The 20,648-nt window shown below is 36.9% G+C and carries 14 protein-coding genes, 1 pseudogene and 2 riboswitches; of the genes and pseudogenes, 6 read left to right on the top strand and 9 right to left on the bottom strand.

Going from position 1 to position 20,648, the window contains the following annotated elements; translation table 11 throughout:
• Nucleotides 1-69: 69 nt before the first annotated feature.
• Nucleotides 70-435, top strand: a complete 366-nt coding sequence (locus tag BTN98_RS04360) for a hypothetical protein (protein ID WP_060996443.1) — start codon at nucleotides 70-72, stop codon at nucleotides 433-435.
• A gap of 184 nt (nucleotides 436-619) precedes the next feature.
• Nucleotides 620-2,557 (top strand): FUSC family protein, encoded by a 1,938-nt coding sequence (locus tag BTN98_RS04355; protein WP_231730603.1) that lies wholly within the window; start codon nucleotides 620-622, stop codon nucleotides 2,555-2,557.
• 80 nt (nucleotides 2,558-2,637) lie between these two features.
• On the opposite strand, the gene BTN98_RS04350 is transcribed toward BTN98_RS04355, so the two are convergent.
• The 6 genes from BTN98_RS04350 to BTN98_RS04325 form a co-directional block, all read right to left on the bottom strand.
• Nucleotides 2,638-7,170 (bottom strand): SslE/AcfD family lipoprotein zinc metalloprotease, encoded by a 4,533-nt coding sequence (locus tag BTN98_RS04350; RefSeq protein WP_328585750.1) that lies wholly within the window; start codon nucleotides 7,168-7,170, stop codon nucleotides 2,638-2,640.
• Nucleotides 7,171-7,349: 179 nt separating this feature from the next.
• Nucleotides 7,350-8,066 carry a hypothetical protein gene (locus tag BTN98_RS04345; protein WP_060996446.1) on the bottom strand — a complete coding sequence of 239 codons (717 nt, stop codon included), beginning with the start codon at nucleotides 8,064-8,066 and terminating at the stop codon, nucleotides 7,350-7,352.
• An 82-nt stretch (nucleotides 8,067-8,148) separates the two neighbouring features.
• Entirely contained in the window at nucleotides 8,149-8,628 is a 480-nt protein-coding gene (locus tag BTN98_RS04340; RefSeq protein WP_105029948.1) for a hypothetical protein, read from the bottom strand.
• A gap of 64 nt (nucleotides 8,629-8,692) precedes the next feature.
• Nucleotides 8,693-9,187: an HAD family hydrolase gene (locus BTN98_RS04335; protein WP_477646135.1), complete on the bottom strand. Its 495-nt coding sequence runs from the start codon at nucleotides 9,185-9,187 to the stop codon at nucleotides 8,693-8,695.
• 175 nt (nucleotides 9,188-9,362) lie between these two features.
• Entirely contained in the window at nucleotides 9,363-10,382 is a 1,020-nt protein-coding gene (locus BTN98_RS04330; RefSeq protein WP_060996448.1) for a J domain-containing protein, read from the bottom strand.
• Between the two features lie 71 nt (nucleotides 10,383-10,453).
• A complete protein-coding gene (locus tag BTN98_RS04325; protein ID WP_231730605.1) occupies nucleotides 10,454-11,104 on the bottom strand; it encodes a helix-turn-helix transcriptional regulator in 651 nt (216 codons plus the stop codon).
• Between the two features lie 403 nt (nucleotides 11,105-11,507).
• On the opposite strand from BTN98_RS04325, the gene BTN98_RS04320 reads away from it, so the two are divergent.
• Together BTN98_RS04320 and BTN98_RS04315 are read left to right on the top strand one after the other, a co-directional pair.
• Nucleotides 11,508-12,836 (top strand): glycoside hydrolase family 18 protein, encoded by a 1,329-nt coding sequence (locus BTN98_RS04320; protein ID WP_082732079.1) that lies wholly within the window; start codon nucleotides 11,508-11,510, stop codon nucleotides 12,834-12,836.
• Between the two features lie 194 nt (nucleotides 12,837-13,030).
• Nucleotides 13,031-13,170: riboswitch (glycine riboswitch) on the top strand.
• Nucleotides 13,171-13,189: 19 nt separating this feature from the next.
• A riboswitch (glycine riboswitch) is annotated at nucleotides 13,190-13,287 on the top strand.
• A gap of 80 nt (nucleotides 13,288-13,367) precedes the next feature.
• A complete protein-coding gene (locus BTN98_RS04315; protein WP_060996451.1) occupies nucleotides 13,368-14,768 on the top strand; it encodes an alanine/glycine:cation symporter family protein in 1,401 nt (466 codons plus the stop codon).
• A 373-nt stretch (nucleotides 14,769-15,141) separates the two neighbouring features.
• Here BTN98_RS04315 and dtpA read toward each other — a convergent pair.
• Nucleotides 15,142-16,621, bottom strand: a pseudogene (gene dtpA / locus BTN98_RS04305) (dipeptide/tripeptide permease DtpA).
• 528 nt (nucleotides 16,622-17,149) lie between these two features.
• Between dtpA and BTN98_RS04300 the strand changes: the two are divergent.
• Nucleotides 17,150-17,461 carry a high-potential iron-sulfur protein gene (locus BTN98_RS04300; protein ID WP_060996453.1) on the top strand — a complete coding sequence of 104 codons (312 nt, stop codon included), beginning with the start codon at nucleotides 17,150-17,152 and terminating at the stop codon, nucleotides 17,459-17,461.
• A 75-nt stretch (nucleotides 17,462-17,536) separates the two neighbouring features.
• On the opposite strand, the gene yegD is transcribed toward BTN98_RS04300, so the two are convergent.
• Entirely contained in the window at nucleotides 17,537-18,889 is a 1,353-nt protein-coding gene (gene yegD / locus BTN98_RS04295) for a molecular chaperone (RefSeq protein ID WP_060996454.1), read from the bottom strand.
• 235 nt (nucleotides 18,890-19,124) lie between these two features.
• Between yegD and BTN98_RS04290 the strand changes: the two genes are divergently transcribed.
• The gene (locus tag BTN98_RS04290) at nucleotides 19,125-19,748 is read left to right on the top strand and encodes a thiol:disulfide interchange protein DsbA/DsbL (protein WP_060996455.1); all 624 of its coding nucleotides are present in this window, start codon (nucleotides 19,125-19,127) and stop codon (nucleotides 19,746-19,748) included.
• A gap of 93 nt (nucleotides 19,749-19,841) precedes the next feature.
• Here the strand turns inward: BTN98_RS04290 and btuD are convergent, their stop codons facing one another.
• Nucleotides 19,842-20,645: a vitamin B12 ABC transporter ATP-binding protein BtuD gene (gene btuD, locus BTN98_RS04285; RefSeq protein WP_082732080.1), complete on the bottom strand. Its 804-nt coding sequence runs from the start codon at nucleotides 20,643-20,645 to the stop codon at nucleotides 19,842-19,844.
• Nucleotides 20,646-20,648: the final 3 nt, after the last annotated feature.

The raw sequence follows: 20,648 nt of genomic DNA, 5'->3' as shown, positions 1-20,648 counted from the left end.
AAAATTGCACTTTAAACCCGTAATCAGCTGCATTACTATGCTAGATATAACCACTTCTAGGACTACATAATGCAACCAATAAAAGTGCAACCTAACCCTCAAATTGCCGTTATATTTAAAACATGGTCTACGGAGTGGGCTAAAGATGTTGAAGCTGGCAAAAAAGACGCAGCCAATCAATTTTATACTGTCTATAATATTGCAGCCGATTTGTTCGCAAAAGGTGGCGAGATTGATATTGCAGTTATTTCAGCATTATTTAATGACTGTAAGCAAAAAACAGAAATGGCAGAACAACTGGTTAATAAAATTAAAATCAGTTTAAAAGAAGACGATAAACGCGCTCAACTACTTATTACTCAAGTAAATACAGCTGCGCAAGATGCTGCTTTCGCCATGAATTACCTTGGTCAATTATTGCTACAATCAGCATAATAAAATAAATAAGCAGTGCAGATACTGATGCACTGCTTATCAGTATCTGCACTATTATTCTGTAACACCAACAATAACTTATTACTCACAATGCGCTATTTATTACTATTTTACAGCTGATTATGGCTTTTATTTTCCAGCTATACTTTGTCGTATCTGCGTGTTTCACTATTAACAAGCCGCCATGATGAAAATAACAACCTTAACGACAATGTTTAGCCGCTGGTTCTCTAATGCCGCAGACATTCCTGATTCTATTCGTATAACACTTCCTATGTTAGTTAGCTTAGGTATGTTTTATAGCTTAGGTTTTACCAGTGCGGGTATTTCTGGCTTAATCACCGCATGGTTACTTGGCACTCAAGCGCGCAGCCTACCCTATTTAAAACGATTACAAATACTGTCTATATCCGCAGTGATCACTGTTATGGCAACATATTTAGCATTTTTAGTGTTTGATAATATGTGGCTCAGCGCGATTACATTGTGCTCAATCGCTATTCTCTATGGCTTGATGTCTAATCAACGGCCCCATATTCGCTTATTTGGCTATAACTTTGGTTTTATCTATATTATGGCAATTCATTTTGCCGCTGTAGGTGATAGTTTTACCATTATTCTAATGGCTAATATCTTTGCTGCATTATGTGTTATGTTGTCATCGCTTATTTTATGGCCCTTTTTTAACGGCCGTATTTTGCAACAGCATACGGTAACAGTGGATAATGCGCTTACTGATTGGTTAAATGAATTACGTTTTTCTGATAATGAAGCCCAACTGGCAGCAAAACGACAATTCTTTTATCAAAGCGCGCACAATTTAGCTTATTACAGTAACTCCATTTCTTCGTCTAAACGTGCAATAAAAATAAAAATCGAACTGCAACGTTTATTAGAAATGTCTGAATATATTATTTGTTTAGAACGTGCACTCAGTTTTGACTTACACCAATCAACACGCATTCGGCTCTTTAAATGGATAGAACTCACTGTTGAACAACTAAAAAACAATCAACAAATCACGGCAACATTTGCAACTAACGAATACAAAAACACACCTTATATTATTGATATAATAGAAAAATTCAAACGTTGCTATAACTTTGATACCTTTTCTTCGCCCGATAACAGTAAAAATATTTATTTATTTACTAGTGACAGTGCGGCGTTTATTGGTGATTTTTGTCAGGCGCTTAAATTTAATTCAAAAGAGTGGCGTCATGCCGGTAAGATTGCGGTCACGTTAGCTGTTACTCAATTTTTAACTGAGTTTTATCACCTTCCTCAAGGATATTGGATCTCTTTGACTGCCTTTATTGTCTTACTGACCTCATCAATGGCGGTGACGAACCATCGAATCTGGAATCGTTTTTATGGCACGGCGTTAGGTGGAATTTACTGCTTTGTTTGTTTGTATTTTATACCGCCACAGCACCTTATTTTATTAACCAGTATTTCGGTCTTTTTTGCGTTTACCTCATACCATAAAGATCGTTACGATATTCATGTTTTTTGGTTAACATCGATGATTGTGTTCGCAATTAGCTTACTCTCTCCTGATAACACTTATGTGTCTTTTTATCGTATTATCGATACACTTTTTGGGGTAACTATTGCATTTTCGGTGAATTACTTTATTGCGCCGAGTTGGACAATGACATGGTTAGATCGACATACTTCTAACATGATAAAGTCACAAATATTATATGTTGCGGTATTAAACAAACCACAATGGGAACAAAAAATTAACTTATATCAAAGTCAGCAACGTTATTATGCCTTAAATGGTGAAGTCATGAATTTACTGAGAGAGCCAAATTTAAGCCCTCGTACTTCAAAGGATTGGTTGAGCCTATTAGTATTAATCCAACGTTTAAATGATGGCTTATTATTAGCGACTAAATTGGGTATCCAATCAAATGAATCACATGCGACAGCACGTTGGATCCGTCAACTACAATGGATAGAACAAACATTCCCAGACCGTTGTAAGCACGGGGAAATGCCACCATTTGATACTGAAACAACGCCCATTCCAGAAGATATGTTATGTGCATTAATTGAAAAGGATATTCAACAACTTACCGCGTGGATGCTATATCAGCGAGCATTTGTGGTATAGGTAATGTGGGTGCTTTAAAATAGCAAAAAGCCGCGAACCTTTATTGATTCGCGGCGTTATTGGTAAACAACGTATGCTATTTAGTTCATTTTACGTACTGTTATTGAGTTAATTTTTAACGGATCACGCTGTGGCGCATCAAGTTTTAGCGCTTTTACTGCCGCACGTCCTGCATCCGTAACACCACCTTCATAAGAAGGCTCTGTTACACCAGGGATCACATAAGCTTTTGAACCTGGGGACCAAGCATTAAAGAAACCACTTAGATCAGTTTGTGCAGCATAAGATGCACACACCATTAATTGATCACCTTTACTCAAACCTGATGTCGATTGACAAGCATTAGGTGACGGTAATTGCATATTGTCTTCTAAATCACCACGCGTTAAGCGGTGCATTAGTTTAAATAAATTCCATCCCTTCATACCATCAACATCAGTAACATAATAGCTTGGTAACTCTCCTCTCACGACATTAGTAATATCGAATTCAGTTTCAGCCCACTCTTTCAATTGAGCAAACATCACAAGTCGCTCACCATTACCACCACTGGCCCAAGCATAAGGTGCCTCTAAGTTAACGAAAGCTGGAGCCATACGAATATCTTGCTCAACTCGAGCCATTTTACCTAGATGTTTATCCTGTATATAAAGAGCCAGAATATTGTTTACAACCTCTGTAGAGCCTTCAACGTTAAAGGGTGCTTCAGCTGCGTTATGGCCAACTTCATGCCATAACAACCAGCTATTTAATGGTGACATTTTAATATCACTACTATTAGTATCAAAGCTGATGTTCATAACAGGATAACCTGAGTGTGCGGCACCAATAGAGATAGCAACATCATTAACTACATGATGTTTATTATTAGGCAGTGTCGTATCTGTTACTTTTTTATGGCGTCCTGTCCCTTCACCATTAATTTCATCTCGCGCATAAAAATCATTTAGATCTTCAGCAAAAACATCTAACTCTTGCGTAAATTGCTGTGGACTACCGCCATAATTGCTGGCTTGAAGATTCTTTGCAGCCGCCGTATAAATAAAGCTATTCGATTCAATTTCACCAATTGGAGCTACTGAATTTTGAGGATTTACCCAAGCATTATTTTTGTACCATGGCGCGGCAACTGTTCCATCTAGATTAACAGTTACATTTCCTGTTTCACTACCTGATACATAAATCAAGCCACCATACGGCGCGGTAAATGTTTCACTACCACCAGCTAATAATGTGAATGATTTAGAGACACGTGGTGGGCGTAGTAAACCCAACTCATGCTTTTCACGACCAGTTAGATCGTCAGCTAAAGCCACTGTGATTGTCACTGGATTATGATTACCAGAAACAGAAACAGTAAATGGCTGATGTGCTACAGCCCATTGACCAGTTGATTGACGATTACCTGCATACCATGCAACAGTATTATTCGATAAATCAACCCCGACACTGGCTGATGATGAACCTTTAGCCTCACCCGGATATTGACGAATATCCGCCTTAATATCTAAATCAAAATATGAACGACCAAGCATTAAGCGTGTTAATGGTTTTTCCATATAGTTCAATGGGTAACTTGGGTTCATCCATCCTTGGTATTTGGCATTTACACCGTTATTCGTACCATAAACCATATTGTTATCAACAAGGCTTTGAGCCAGTTCAGGACTACAAACTGTTTGATCTGGCGCTTTATCACCGTAACAATTTAGAAATTCAGTAAAACGTTTAAAGCCTAGTTCATCTTTATTAACGCCTGATTCATAACGGTAATCAAGATCATTCCATAACCATACTGTCATATTTTGATAAATACGATTTAGATCGACACTATTTAAGCGCTCACCTTGATGACCTTTAGTGCGGAAGTACAATTCATGCTGATATAAACGTTCAATATTAGTACCAAGATCAGCAGCTTTTACCATCGCTTTCGCTGTGGTTTCATTAAGATCTAATTCTTGGTAACGCGGAGTATGCATACCACCATCAGTCGCAATACCTGTTCCTGGTCGATACTCTAAACAATTCACTTCATAGTGATAATCACTCAGACGACATTCTTGATAACCAAACTCTCCATCGCTAAAGATGGCTAATAATTTTTGTTTTTCAGCCTCAATCTCTGACGATTTTTTGTTATATGTATCAATAAACGCAACCACAGTTTCGTTATCACCTTTATCATTAGTGATAACTTTCTTAGCAACGGCTAATGTTGGTTTATCATCGGGTTTATTATTCGTAATGAAATCCCAAATAATAATGCCATCTTTAATCGTATATGGTGGCTTTATCTCGCCACTAACTTCATCTTTTGCTGACTCATAACGTTCAATAACCCAAAAACCATGTTCACGTTGTGCACGCACACGATCGGGATAACCAAAACTTGGGCCATTAGCTATAACTGAATGTCCATTCAACGCTAAACCAGCGCCATCTAATAAACGCGCAAACTCATCTTTTGGTTGCGAAGCAATACTTTCCATGATCAAAATATTACCGCCACGCTCAACATAACTAAGCAATCCAGAAACATCTTGTTCGGTTAGTTTAGGCTTATTAATATCCGCAACAGTTGGTACTGTATAAATGCCCGTAATAGTTGAGAACTCATAACCGTTTAAAATCACCAATGGCATTATCTCAGGATCAACGGAACTGAAATCGGTAACTTGCTCTATATTTAGATTAAAGCGCTTATCTACTTTAAACTCTGCCGAGCGGCCGATCTGTTGATGCCCTGCTTGACGAAAATAAACATGTGATATATTGGTGCCAACCGTAATCGGTGCCGCAGTATTTATATAACCATCACCTAATAAATAGCGGAAAGTATTTGCAAAGAAATTTCCCATATCTTCACTATCATTAGCACGATCTTTACGTTGCCAACACACGCCATTGTTATCAACACCGTCATTCCAACTATAACTATCAGGACACACTAGAATACTGTTATAGCGATTATTACCAACCATCATAACTTTGCCTGTACCTAATTCACCGATGCTAATAAATGGTAAGTTAAAGGTTGCTGTATTAGCTGTCACATTTTCAGGAACGACCGTTGATGGTGCTTCAGTAATATAAGCTAGGCTTTTTTCATCCCATGCTTTTTTATCACCAAACTTAATCCAATAGTTATTATCATTACGTGCCATTAAAATAGGAAAAGCACGATTGGAAATATTAATTGCACTTTGACCACGAGCACTACCAGAACTGCCATAGAACCACATTTCATCGGTAAACACATGGAATTTAGTGACAGGTTTCCAGCCATTATTCACCGCATCAGAACTTGCACCCCAAAGCTTATTAATATCGTGTTGGATATTCTTATCTACTGCTGCGGTACGCGTAAGTGACAATGGTGAAAACGCTATATTTGCTTGGCAAGCATCGCCACAAATTAACATATCAATCTGCTGCGCTAAACCTGATTCAAATTGCTTCTCAAATTCACCAGTAACAAGTTCTTCCTGACCAGTACCATTATCTAATTGTACGGATTCAGACAGCCCTATATTTAATACTTCATTAATCACATTAGGGTACTGAGCAAATACATTATGAACACGTTCGGAAATCTGAATATGATCAGTAGCGTCAGAATAACGTTGTAATAAGCGAGCAATATTACGACCAGCATGCCCTTCGGCTAAATCTGTCACCGTAAATTGGGTTTTATTGGCTTTAAGTTCACCTAGCTCAAAGGTATCAATACCAAAAGCAACACTTTCGCCCCAGCTAAAGCTAAATTTACCTTCAGCATCAGTTTGCCCACGCCCTGATGGACTGTAATAATCAACACCTACAATAGGCTGACCATCTAAATCACGTAAAAAGCCTTCCGTTAAAATTACTTTAGTTGGCTGGTAAGTTAAATTTTGCTCAGCATTTGCACTTACAAAACTACTATTTAAGTCACCGGCTCCTTCCGTTACTGCTGGCTGAGATTCGGGTTCATGGGTTGATGGTTTACTATCAGTTTCTGTACTTTCTTCTAATTTATCGCTAATCAATGCATTAAATTCAGCAGTAGGCAGCAATATGTCATCAGAATTATAGAAATTATCAAATCGTAATTGATCAATAGATGATAATTTAAAATCAAAAACCTTACCGCTTTCAACAGCCATTTTATTTAATAATGCTTGTGTATTAGCAATTGCATTAATACGTTCATCATCAGTAAACATCACAAATCGGTCAGACTCAGTAAGTATTAATTGCTTGATTCTTTCTTTTGTTCCTGACTTAGTCGCTTGTAATTTTACCGCAGTAAACGTTGCTAATTTGATGCTCTCAAATGAGCAGTCGACAGTATCACCATCTTCGATAATAAAATCAGTAGCAGGTGAACCATTACAATAAACACTAGCACCAAAATTCATGTCACCATTAAGGGAAAATACACCTACAGCTGGAGGAATAACGGGATCGACTGGCGGTAAAATATCGGGTATTTCAGGATCAACTGGTGGTGTTATCTCAGGATCAACCACGGGTGGTGGTGCTACAGGCTCACTTGAATCACTACCGCTATTACAGCCCATCATTAATGCCGATGATATTGCTAATACGATTAACTTTTTATTGGCCACAAAAAACATCCATAATATTTTATTATTGTATCTATAAGGAAGTTTATATACTGGAATATACCAAGAAAGCAATCACTATCATCACAAAAAACACTAATCTGACAATAACAAATAAAAATCATAACTACTTTAAAAACAAAGAATTAAAACATTACAAATTGAAACGTTTTGGTACAAATTTACGGGTAAGTGGCAACTGTTTTATCTTTACTATTAACCGATAAATAATAGTCATTGTCTGATTCACTGTAACGATTAAAACTAAATAAAAAACATTGTTGGCAGTCAAATATTGGTTGAGAATAATTAAGCGCTAGATTACTCCCCCCATCACGATAATATTTACTATCAAGCGCTAACCCCACTGCAATTAGTGCTTGCTGACGATTATTAAACTCAGGGGCTTTCGCTAAGTCTGTTTGGTAAGCACCTGCAATATACTCAATACGATGCATCTTATTTTCACTAGCTATCAAGATATCACGCCAACCATTATGAGACTCATCAGCAATTAAAATAGGCCGATAAATATTTTTCCAACTCGCCAATTTTTTCTGAGTATGACTAAAAAGATACCCTTCACAGCCATTTTTAGTGCAAAAATCATCTATTTGCATAATGATAAACACTTCATCACTACCGTCATTATTTAAATCGGCATAGCCATAACGGTATGGTGGTAATCCATTTTCAACCTCGGGGAAAACTTGATCGGGCTTGAGAATATCTTTACGAACAATTTCAGCCACAAAATCCACACGTTCTTTATCACTATCTAAATAAACCGAGTCTTTTGTTTGCTTTAGTAAATGATCATTATGGATTCGATCTACCACCATAACGACACCACCCAATATAATTGCAAATAATAAACACAACGCTCCATATTTAACCATTTAAATGCCTTTATGTAGTTCCACCTCAGTAAGTGTACTAACAGTAATGCTTTTTTGCTGGCTCTTAAGTAATAAAAAGCCGTTAGTAGCAAAACCCACTAACGGCTGTAGTATTACCCATTGATGTTTTTTTATTCGTGCCTTTTGGCTCATGAAGAACACGTCGATGCCAGATTGAGTAATGCCTTAGCCCAGCGGGACCATGCGCAATAAAGACTGACAGTAATAACACGCCAATATAAAGATGCGGTTGTAGCTGTGGAATGACAACAATTGAAGTCAATAACCCTAACTTTATAAACGTTAATACGCCTTTTAATTGGATTAACCATAGCTTTGAACGATAGATTTCTTGTACCATCATCAGCAAACCGCTAAACAACGCTAATAGCCACCAATTAAGCCATAACCCTTTCTCAAGATGAAAAATAAAGCCCCCACTAGATATAGCGACACCTAATATATGGAGCGCTCGAATAGCCGTTTTGGTTAATCGTTGAATCCAAAATCGAGTTTCAGAAAGTTGATGCTGAGATTGCTTGCGTGACGAATGGTTAGTCATAATGACATCACTAGTAAGTAAAAAAACGCGTCAAGAATAGCGTATTTTTTACAATGTCCAAACCTTATCGTTTAAAGGATCTCAATTCGGTTATCATTCCATTCTCAACCAAATAACAATCCATACTTGCAGCATGTGCGGCTTGGTAACCTAATTCAGTATCTTCAAATACGACACAAGCTGAAGACGGTAGATTTAATAGATTCGCTGCTTGTAAAAAGGTATCAGGGAATGGTTTATGTCGCTTAACATCATTAGCCGTTACGACAATATCCACCAGCGGTAAAATGCCTAAAGTAGCAAGTATTTCTAGAGCATGGTGTCGATAACATCCGGTACCGATTGCAATACGTTTATTTAACGCTTTTTGTTGCTGTAATAAAGTAAAGGTCGTAGGAATAATATCGCCTTTATGTTTTATATCATCAAAATAACGTAACTTACTCGCCACTAGAAGCTGTGGATCTGCATCTATATGGTATTTTTTTAATAATCCGATGGCGGTATTAATCGTCGGTGATCCGCCCATTGAATAAAACCAATCACGCTCAAACGGCAGTTCAAAATCAGCACATGTTTGTTGCCATACTCTTTACATTTTTTATTATCTCAATAAAACTAATGTGCCATCCATATCAAAAATAATTCCTTGATATGAAGATAAATCCATTGCATTCTCCTTACTCTTATTCTGCTTTAACGTACATTTTATTACTCTCGACGATTTTTATTTATTAAAATGGCACGCTATTACGACATACTGACGCTAATGCTAATGAACTTGATTTATACCCATTATTACTAAAAATATTGTTATTAATACTTACGCTTTTGCTATTAAGCCATTGCTGATCTGTTGAACCATTACCATAAGGTATTCGGTACACTGCAAACTGATGATCATTAGTACTATAAATTAAATTCGCAGCAACACGTGCTGAATGATGAGAATAATAACTAAAAGTCCCTTGGCAATCTTTAACAATATAAGAACCATTAGCGCTGCGAACTGCAATATAAGGTTGACGAGTACCTTCATAATAACGTTGTTGCCACAGGCCAACAGTATCTGTCAGCATTATTCTCTCAACGTTATTTTCAGTTTCAGTATGTTCTATTACTGTAGACTGTGACGGTGTCACACTAACAACGCTGACGGGAGTTGTAACCGGTATTGAAGGTAAAGACTGAGGCTGTAAATGCTGAGTTTTATAATGCCAAATAAACCATACAATCAAGGCTACAATAATAATTAAGCTTGCGATAATAACAATATACAGGCTTTTAACGCCTTTGTTAACTCCGTGAGCACTCGTTGTATCTGAATCAATTTGACGTTGTAACACCAGTAATTGCTCATTTAGACGACTATTGGTCGTCTGCAATAACACTAACGCTTCTCGAGCACAATTTTCTCCTGCATTATACGCATGAGTAAGCTGTTGCTGGTTTTGTTCAATCAAAGCCTGTAAGTGTGCTTTTTCTTTAATCAGTGTTCGTATTTTTTCCTTCAACACTGCTGTGTTTTGCTGTGGTACATCAGCGTTATCATCACTTCCAAACGGTATTTCAGCGCATTTTTGATTACCATTCCCTTGAATCACTTGTTGATAAGCTAGGTTCAACATCTTCATTAATACTTGCGACCCACCTTTATCTGGATGTAATGAAACTGATAATTGTCGATACTTTTTCTTTATATCTGCTTTTGAACAGTTATCATTAGTACCTAGTAATTCATGAAATGTAGTCATTAATCAAATCATCAAAGGAAATATTCGATAATTATAAACAACTCTGCTATAACCTGTAAATGCTCATACTGTTAGTCTGTTTCTTTATAGTTATTAGAACGAAATTTTCCTGGCGAGCAACCAATATGTTTTTTAAATACTCGAGAAAAATAAGAGACATCTTTAAATCCAGCCGAAGTAGCAACAGAGGCTATTTTTTCATGATCGGCACTTAACAAACCACACGCTAAATCTAGCCGTTTTTGAATAATATACTGTTTGAGTGTTACCCCCATTGTGGAGTGAAATAAACGAGAAAAATATGTTGCAGAGAAATCGCAAGCTTTAGCAAGCTCTTCTTCACGCAATGGCGCACTAATATCGTTATCAATAATTGAAAGTGCTGGTAATATTGAACGTTCTCGCTGTGATATATTATTATCAACCACAATATCTTCTTTATGAGTATGTAAACGGCTTAAACAAGTATCCACTTTTTGCCTATTCGCACTCGCCACTAAAATATCTTCTGCACCAGCGCGCAATGCAACAACTGCTAGTTCAGAATCTAAATCATGATAAACAATAACAACTTTTACTATCGGATAACGCTGTTTAATAATTCTCAGTAATTTAAAGCCATTAGATTGTGAATTTTCGATTTCAATAAAAATCAATTCATATCCAGTCATCGTTAATAATAATTCATAAGGTGATACGTCTAACACATTATGATATTTCATAAGATTATTTTTAACACTGGTATATTTCTCTTTATAACAACAATTAACCCAGATCACATTACCTCCAGACGTATACAACGCATTTCGTTATCCAACATCGCATCTTAAATATAAACAACTCATTTATACCTTTAAATAAGAAGATAATTACATGTATTAATAAAATAATTGAGAATTACTTTTGCTGTTGTTCTAAATATTAGATTTTATCGTTTTTTAATCTCGACAATGCCCTCATAAGTACAATCGAATAAAATACTCAAACCGAATATTGACCAATTTTTTGATCGATGCCTCCTACTAATTTTGTGAGTTATTTCAAAAAAAAACAACAAACGAATACATAAATTTTATCTATACTGTCAATAATATAATTAATATTTATAAATTAATCAGATCGACAATGAAGCATTTTTTAGTAGCAACACGTACTCTCTCATTATATTTCTTTTTAGCTTTCGGATTTGTCTCTCAAATAGACCTTAGCTATGCAGCAGACCATGACCAACCTACGGTTGTGGCCGCCTATTACCCTGATTGGAAAGTGTATACACCTAATAATCCTTATCCTGCCAGTAAGATCCCAGCAGATAAATTAACTCATCTTATTTATGCCTTTCTTGCCGTTTGTGGTCCTGTTGATTCATCACCGAATAACATCAAAAAAATAATTGCTACTCAATGTGTGAATAAACCAACAGGAACAGCTATTATTTTAGATGAATATGCAGCTTTACATATTAAACTGCCAGGAGAGACAGCAACAAACGTTAGTTACCAAGGTAATTTTGGTCAATTAAAAGCATTATCGAATAAATACCCTCATTTGAGTATTCTACCAAGCTTTGGTGGGTGGACACTTTCAGAGCCGTTTCATACCGTTGCCCTTGATCCAACTTATCGACAAACATTTATTAATACGGCGGCTGAGTTAATCTTAAAATATGATTTTTTTGACGGTATTCAAATTGATTGGGAATACCCTGGCGGTCATGGATTATCAGGTAAAGGTCAAACTAATACCAAACTAGAACGGGAAGCCTACAGCCTGTTAATTAAGGAATTACGTCTTAAATTAGACACATTAGAACAACAAAACAACCGTAAATACCAACTTTCGGCAGCTATCAATGCAGGTCCTAAAACATTACCTGGCATTAATTGGTCTTATGTTAACCAATACTTAGACCAGATTTATTTGATGAATTTTGATTTCTTAGGTAACTGGAGTCATATCGTTGGCCATCACAGTAATTTATATAGTACTCCAAACACACCTAATAATATTTCTGTAGATAACCAAGTAAACATACTTATTGATAATAAAATTTCTAAAAACAAAATCATTATCGGCAGTCCTTTTTATGGTCGAGGATGGCAAGGTGTAAACACAATCTCAGCCGATAAACTTGAAAATCTAAATAGCAAAGGTGGATTACGTAAAGGCTCTGACATTCAAAATCCCGGCTATTTTAACTACAGTGATATCAGTAAATACTTCCTTAACAACCCTAAATTAGGTTATCGCTATTACTATGATCAAGCTGCAGAAGCCGCAGTGCTTTATAATCAAAAGAATAAAGAATATATTAGCTTTGAAGATAAACGTTCCCTCAAAGCAAAAGCAGATTATGTGAAAAAGCATGGTCTTGGTGGCGTGTTTGGATGGGATATCACCTCTGATGTGAATGACGAATTAATTTCAGTGCTTGATAGCACCTTAACCCCTTAAGCAACAGCGCCCAAATAATCATCATTAGGAATAATTCGATAATAATAACTGCCGTCTATGCTGGTTTATTTTTATACGGAATATTCCTTTTGTTATCAACTGACGCTTATTTTATTTAGTCAGTGTCTTTTTTTTCATTTTTTTGCTGACAATCACATTTTTATCCCCTAACATTGCGGGCGAAATGAGTTCCGATGAAGGTAGCAGGAGAGCGGCCATTGACGAATACTATAACGGTATACACGTCGGCCCGCCGAAGAAGTAAGCGAAGCTCAATATGATCCCATCATATTTTCATTCGTAAATCTTTCAGGCACCAGATTGCAGAAATGCAATAGGTATGGACTGTTATTGGAGGAGCCTCTGGAGAGACTCGTTAAATCGAGCGCCGAAGGAGCAAACCGTAGCATATTGCGGTGAAACTCTCAGGCAAAAGGACAGAGGAGATAAGAGCAGCAACAAGAAGCCATTCTGTAACTAACACTTACCTGTTGTTCTATATCTCTTCCTTTGTACGTTGAAGGAGGAATAATGAATCCACTACATGACACAATTTTTAATTTTCTACGCACATTAGACAGCTTTGTTTGGGGACCACCGCTATTAATTCTATTAGTCGGTACTGGTCTATATCTAACAATTCGACTTGGCTTTATTCAGATCCGTTACCTACCACTAGCATTACAATATGTTTTTGGTGGTAAAAAGGATCCAGATAGCACTGGTGAAGGTGATGTATCAAGCTTTGCTGCATTGTGTACTGCGTTATCTGCAACAATTGGTACAGGTAATATTGTTGGTGTTGCAACTGCGATTAAACTCGGCGGCCCTGGTGCTCTTTTTTGGATGTGGCTGGCAGCTTTATTTGGTATGGCAACCAAATATGCTGAATGTTTATTAGCCGTAAAGTACAGAGAAGTTGATGCTAATGGTCAAATTCTTGGTGGTCCTATGTACTACCTAGAAAAAGGCGTTGGTAGTAAGTGGCTGGCTAAATTATTTGCTCTTTTTGCTGTTGGTGTTGCTTGTTTTGGTATTGGTACTTTTCCACAAGCAAATGCCATTGTTGAAGCAGCGCATATTTCATTTAGTGCACCAAAAGAAATTACCGTTGTTATTCTTACTCTCTTAGTTGCGACAGTAACATTAGGTGGAATTCAATCAATTTCTAAAGTAGCAAGTACTGTAGTACCGCTAATGGCTGGCTTTTATATTATGGCTTGCTTGATTGTTTTAGGTACCAACTTTCACGCATTACCAGCTGCTATTGAAACCGTAATTCAATCAGCCTTTACTGGTCATGCTGCCACTGGTGGTTTTGTTGGTGCTGGCATGATGTTAGCTATTCAGTCCGGTATTGCTCGTGGTGTATTCTCAAATGAATCAGGCTTAGGTAGTGCGCCTATTGCAGCTGCTGCTGCACAAACTAATTCATGTGTTCGCCAAGGCTTAGTTTCAATGACAGGTACATTCTTTGATACCATCATTATTTGTACTATGACAGGCTTAACACTTGTTGTTACAGGTGCATGGACCGGTGATTTTGCTGGTGCAACTATGACAACCCATGCCTTTGCTACTGGTTTACATTCTGATTATTACGGCCCATTAATGGTTTCTGTTGGCTTAATGTTTTTTGCCTTTACTACTATTTTGGGTTGGAACTACTACGGCGAGCGTTGTATTACTTACTTATTTGGTGTTAAAGCAATCATGCCTTATAAGATCGTCTTTCTCGTTCTTATCGCTAGTGGCGCATTCATGCAACTAGACATGATTTGGGTAATTGCAGACATTGTTAATGGCTTAATGGCAATTCCAAACCTTATCGGTCTGGTGATGCTACGCCATGTTGTGATTGCTGAAACTCAGCAATACTTTGCATGTTTAAAATTACAACACCAAGATAAGAACTCGATTTCAGCTCAGTAGTTAGCAACCAATAAAAAAGCCTCAGTATTCACTTTAACTTTTTGAAGTGATACTGAGGCTTTTTTGTATAATATCATTTGCGAAATAAGCCTCTATTACCACCGTAACAGCGATAACAACTGCTCTTCCTGCTCTTCCTGCTCTTCCTGCTCTTCCTGCTCTTCCTGCTCTTCCTGCTCTTCCTGCTCTTCCTGCTCTTCCTGCTCTTCCTGCTCTTCCTGCTCTTCCTGCTCTTCCTGCTCTTCCTGCTCTTCCTGCTCTTCCTGCTCTTCCTGCTCTGCATCATATTATTCAGATACAAAAACGGATGCCAACAACATTGATCGTTGGCATCCGTTTTATTTAGCAATATAGCTTTAATCAATAATTATGATTATGCAGCTGTTACCTCTGCAGGTGTATCTTCACCGCGCATAACACGTGTTAGTTTTGGTGCAATAAGCATAGTAAAAATAGCAATACCAGCAGTAGAATAACCAATAATACCAAATACATGGCTATATAACATTAGTGTCTGGTGAGGCTCAATAACATTAGCAGGGGCTGCTGTTAATGTTGCAACCCAGCCTGCCACAACGGCTGCTGTTGCTGATGTTAAGAACCACATACCCATAGCAAAACCCATCATTCGTTGTGGCACTAGTTGAGCGACCATCGCTAAACCAAGACCTGATACAAATAACTCACCGATTGATTGGAAGCCATAAGAAAGAATCAACCAATTTGAATCTACAATACCGTCACTATTAGCAAAATGCGCACCAAGTACCAGCACTAAGAATGACAAGCTACATAACACCATCCCCAATGCAAACTTGAACGGCATTGAAAAACGATCGCCATATTTGTTATAAACCATTGCTAGCACAGGGCTCGCAATCATAATCCATAATGGATTTAGTGCTTGAAATTGTTCAGGCGCAACACTTATACCAAATAAATCATGTGAAATATTGTGGATCGCAAAGAAATTAAGCGAGGTTGGCATTTGGAAATAAAGCACGAAAAATACCACGCCTTGCAGCATCAAGATAAAAGCAACAAACATTTTTGCCCGCTCAATACCTGACGTTGAAAATAGTTCTTTAAAATACAGTCCAACAATTGTACAGCCAACAACGACTAAAATAGCATGTGCATAAAATAGATGTTGTAATAAAATAGCACTTACAAAACTAAATAAAATTGCACCAACCAAAACACCTAAAAAATATAACTTATTTAATGGTTTCATGTCTGGTTTAGAGCCAATACCTTTAACAATACGACCACTAATATAGAAATTGACAAGTGTAATAACAAGACCTGCAGCACTTACACCAAAGGCAATATCGTAGCCAAATTTCTCTGCAATCCATGGTGATAGTAGCATTGAGAAAAATGAACCTAAGTTAATTGCCATGTAGTACATAGTAAATGCACCATCTAAACGAGGATCATTTTCGCCATATACTTTTGCTAATAAGCTTGATGGGTTCGCTTTAAACAAACCATTACCCATGGTAATAAAGCCCATTGCAATATAGATAAGATCTGAACCACCATAACCACTGGTTGCTGATAAACCTAATAAAGCATAACCAACAACAAGCACCATCGCGCCTAATTTGATGGTTCTTTTTGTTCCTAGTACTTTATCCCCTACCCAACCACCTATAGCTACAGAGCCATAAACTAATGCAGAGAATGCACCAAATAAAGTAAAAGATGCTGTTTCTGACATACCTAGAATTTTAACCATATAAACAGTTAAAAATTGCTTGCATGCCATAGAAACCAAACCGTTCCCAGAACTCAATTGAAAATATCAAATAGAACGGTTTTGGCTGTTTAAATACGTTCTCGTCAGACATGTTGTGTTTCCTTGAAAGGTTTCGATAAAACTAATCCAAACATGTATATTAATTAATGTTATTTCTCCCCAATGTGAAATAACAAGAATAATAATGCTATACCGTCTTATTAGTAATGAATATAAAATAAAAAGCAGCTAAAAATTATAGTTATGCATTTACTTACATTAAGACTGAAATAAAACAATAAATAAAGACACCGAAAATGAAATATTAAATACCAGTAAATATAAATTTTTTAATCTATTTATAAACAGATAGTTATCACATTAAAACACCATTCAAATGTTAACTTTTATATCATTAGTATTTATTGAACAGTAATATAAAAATAAAACCAAAAGATAATGATAACCACTATCATTACCTACCCTATAAAAGTAACCCCAGTTCTGGTTTGTTTTATCTCCATATACTATTATTTAAATATATAAAATAACTAATGCAACTAAGGATCATGGAACGCTTATTTCTACTTATATGAGTCGTTATAAAATAATTATTCAATATACGAATAAGGAAAGGATCATGATAAAGAAATCATCTCGACGACGTTTTATACAATTAACTACTGGTGGCATTATTGGCTTAACACTGGGAAATAAATTACTCATACGCTCTGTTACTGCAGCTGAACTGCCTCAGCTTAAGCAAAATAGCCCACAGGCTAAAGCTCTTAAATATGTTAATAAATCAACCATCCAAAGCCAAAATTGTAAAAACTGCCTGTTAATTCGTCGTGATGGCAGTAATAGTGTATGGCAGCCCTGTGCCATTTTTCCGGGGAAAAGCGTTAATATCAACGGCTGGTGTTCAGCTTATGCCCCTCAACCTGCGTAAATTATCTTAATACAAAAATGCCCGCAGACATGCAGGCATTTTACGGTGACATCGTATTTATCTATTATTGATCAGCTAGCCAAAACAACGCTCGCCCCAACGTGCTAAACCTGCCGTAACAGAACCAAAATAGCTACCACTCACAATCGGAATATTTGGTAATTGTTGTTCAATACATTGACGTAAAATAGGTGAACGTGCAGTACCACCGGTCATGAATATAGCATCTGGCTTAACCTGGCTTTGTGCCATCGCCTCAATAACGAGATCACGCATTTTTTCTTTTGGTGTTTCAATCGCTTCAGCTAACTGCTGTGCTGATATATCCACTTCAAACAAATCTTGCATTAATGCCATATTCACAGTGTGATGAGTGTGACTTGATAATGCAATTTTAGCTTCTTCTGCGTGACGAATAATTTGATAGCCAAGTGTTTCATGATAAACATGAATAAGTCGCGACAATAATTGTGGATCAGCAGCATCATGGCGAAGTTTTTCTAATGCACGTAAATTTGCATCACTATAAAACTCAGTTTGAGCAGCAACGTTATTAATCGCAATCGGATTCCAAAACTGATTAAACGGCATGTCAATACCACGAAGAGTTTTGCTACCTAAACCAAATTGTGGCATTAATTGCTTAAATGCCAAATGAATATCAAGATCATTACCACCAACACGTTGACCACTATGCGCTAATAGACTTGCGCTTCGATCGCTAAGGTGGCGAAAGCTAGGCCCCATATTAATTAGCGAACAGTCAGTCGTACCACCGCCAATATCGACCACTAATACGGTTTTATCTGCTGTCAATGTTGACTCATATTCAAGCCCTGCTGCTACAGGTTCAAACTGAAAACACACATTTTTAAATCCAGCGCGTTTCGCAGCTTGCGATAAAATCCCCTCAGCTTGTTGGTTAGCACTATCACCACCAATACCTTGAAAGTTAACTGGGCGTCCAATAACAGTACTGACAATATCTTGTTGTAAACTTTGTTCTGCGGTGCGCTTTATATTGACCATCATTGCGCAAACAAGGTCTTCAAAAAAACTAATTTGGCCATCACGTAAACCATTTGCGCCTAAAAAAGATTTAGGTGATTTAACGTAATACACTTCTTCAGGATCATTAAGATAAAGATCTAATGCAGCTTGGCCAAATTGCAAATCGTCTGCAACAACTTCAATATCTTCTTCGCGATTCAATACCATAGCACGGCGTAAAACTTGTTCACCAATTGAATTTGATGGTTTAATCCCCATAAAACGGTATAAGTATTCTGACACTGATTCACGTGTTGGCGCACATAAGGTCGACGGAATATATTGATTATTATTCTCTAACGGTAAAAGTTTAGGTTTACTGTCTTCCATCACTGCAACCGAACAATTTGCGGTTCCATAATCAAATCCAATGTACATCGATTAACACTCATATGCGGTAAAAAAGCCGCCAATAATAGCTTATTCTAAAAGGTAACACACGGAGATCTTAGTCTGTGTTTATATATAATAGAAGAACAACAATAAACGTTTAACATTTAGCCACAAATGGATTAATTGGCACATTTTTTTATTCATTTTTATCATTTTGTCGATGCATTTACTGTCTTTTATCGACATAATAGACTCATAATTTTTTTAAAAGTACAGAAATATGAAACGTATTTATCAAGCTTTTTTTGTTCTACTCTTTACTGTCGTTGCACTATCTGGATGTTCTGATTCAAAGACACCTCAAGAAGGTGACCAATATTCAGTGATCCCGACACCAATGCCGGCAATGAAAGGTGTAACGGAAATCTTTTCTCTTTCTTGTGGTCACTGCCGTAAGATGGAAAGCATTCTGCCTGAAATCAAAAAACTAACGAATAGCGATATTAAGCAAGTCCACGTTATTTTTAATGAAAGTGCACAAAAAGCAGCGTTCATTTTCTATGCTGCAATGGTACAAACAGACAATAAACCAAGCCATGCATTGGTTGAGCAATTATTTGCCTTTGTTCAAGACTCGCCAAAAGATATGAGCGTAGAACAACGTAAAACTGCTATTGATAAAATCTTCCACGATAACAATTTAAAAAGCCCTTATGAGCTAACAGAAGCTCAACAAAAAGAAGTTTTTAAAATGTTCCAACAATCTGAAGATATCGTGCGTAACGCAGCACTAGAATCAGTACCTGCATTTTTGGTTAACGGTAAATACTTAGTTAATACCAGCGCACATAAAAGCTTACAAGATTTAGCAAATACAATTGTTTACTTAAAAAACAAACAATAATTAACTATTTGATTATAAATACCTGCTCTTTTGCAGGTATTTTTTTATCTCTACATTTTGTATCGATATATCAATACTTCTCGATGCTGCAATTTAATCAACAAATACTAAGCACGGCATACCATTATGATCTATAAGATGAATACTGGTTTTAAACACCGCTTGTAATTGTTTTACATTCATCACTTCTTCAACACGCCCATAACCGACACAACGACCATGATCGAGTAGCACAACACTATCAGCTTCACGTAAAGTTCGATTTAAATCATGATTAACCATCACCACAGCAATACCTTGCAGAGCAATATATCGTACCAATTGATACATTGTGGCTTCTTGACCAATATCTAATGCCGCTGCCGGTTCATCAAGTAATAACAATTTAGCTTGAGGATTAATACTTGGCCAAACCTGTAAACATGCAGCAGCAAGGCGTACTCGCTGCCATTCTCCACCAGAAAGTTGTTGAATATTACGTGATAATTTATCTTGAATATTTAATCGACAGCAAATCTCATCGAGTGCAATTTGTAATTGTCGATTATCAACATGCTGTAAAGCTGACACAGCCAACGACAAATATTGAAAAACAGGAATAGAAAAATTGGGTTTATCTTGTTGCGATAAATAACTTCGCACATGTGCTAGAGATGGTAGATCATAATCGGTTAAATCATCATTGAGTAATTGAATGCTACCCTCATAATCAAATAGCCCTGATAAAATCGATAATATAGTACTTTTACCGCTACCATTAGGGCCAATAACATGAGTGATCTGCCCTGCATACAGAGTGAGTGACACTGGCAATAATCGCGATGTAAAAGCAATATCCCGCGCTTTTAAGATTAACTCTGCTGTTGAAATATCATGGCTCTCAAACGTTGTTATCATGCT

Source organism: Photobacterium aquimaris (assembly GCF_002954455.1).
GTDB lineage: Bacteria > Pseudomonadota > Gammaproteobacteria > Enterobacterales > Vibrionaceae > Photobacterium > Photobacterium aquimaris.
The sequence above is the reverse complement of the archived record's forward strand: the minus strand, read 5'-3'. Positions and strand labels throughout refer to the sequence as shown.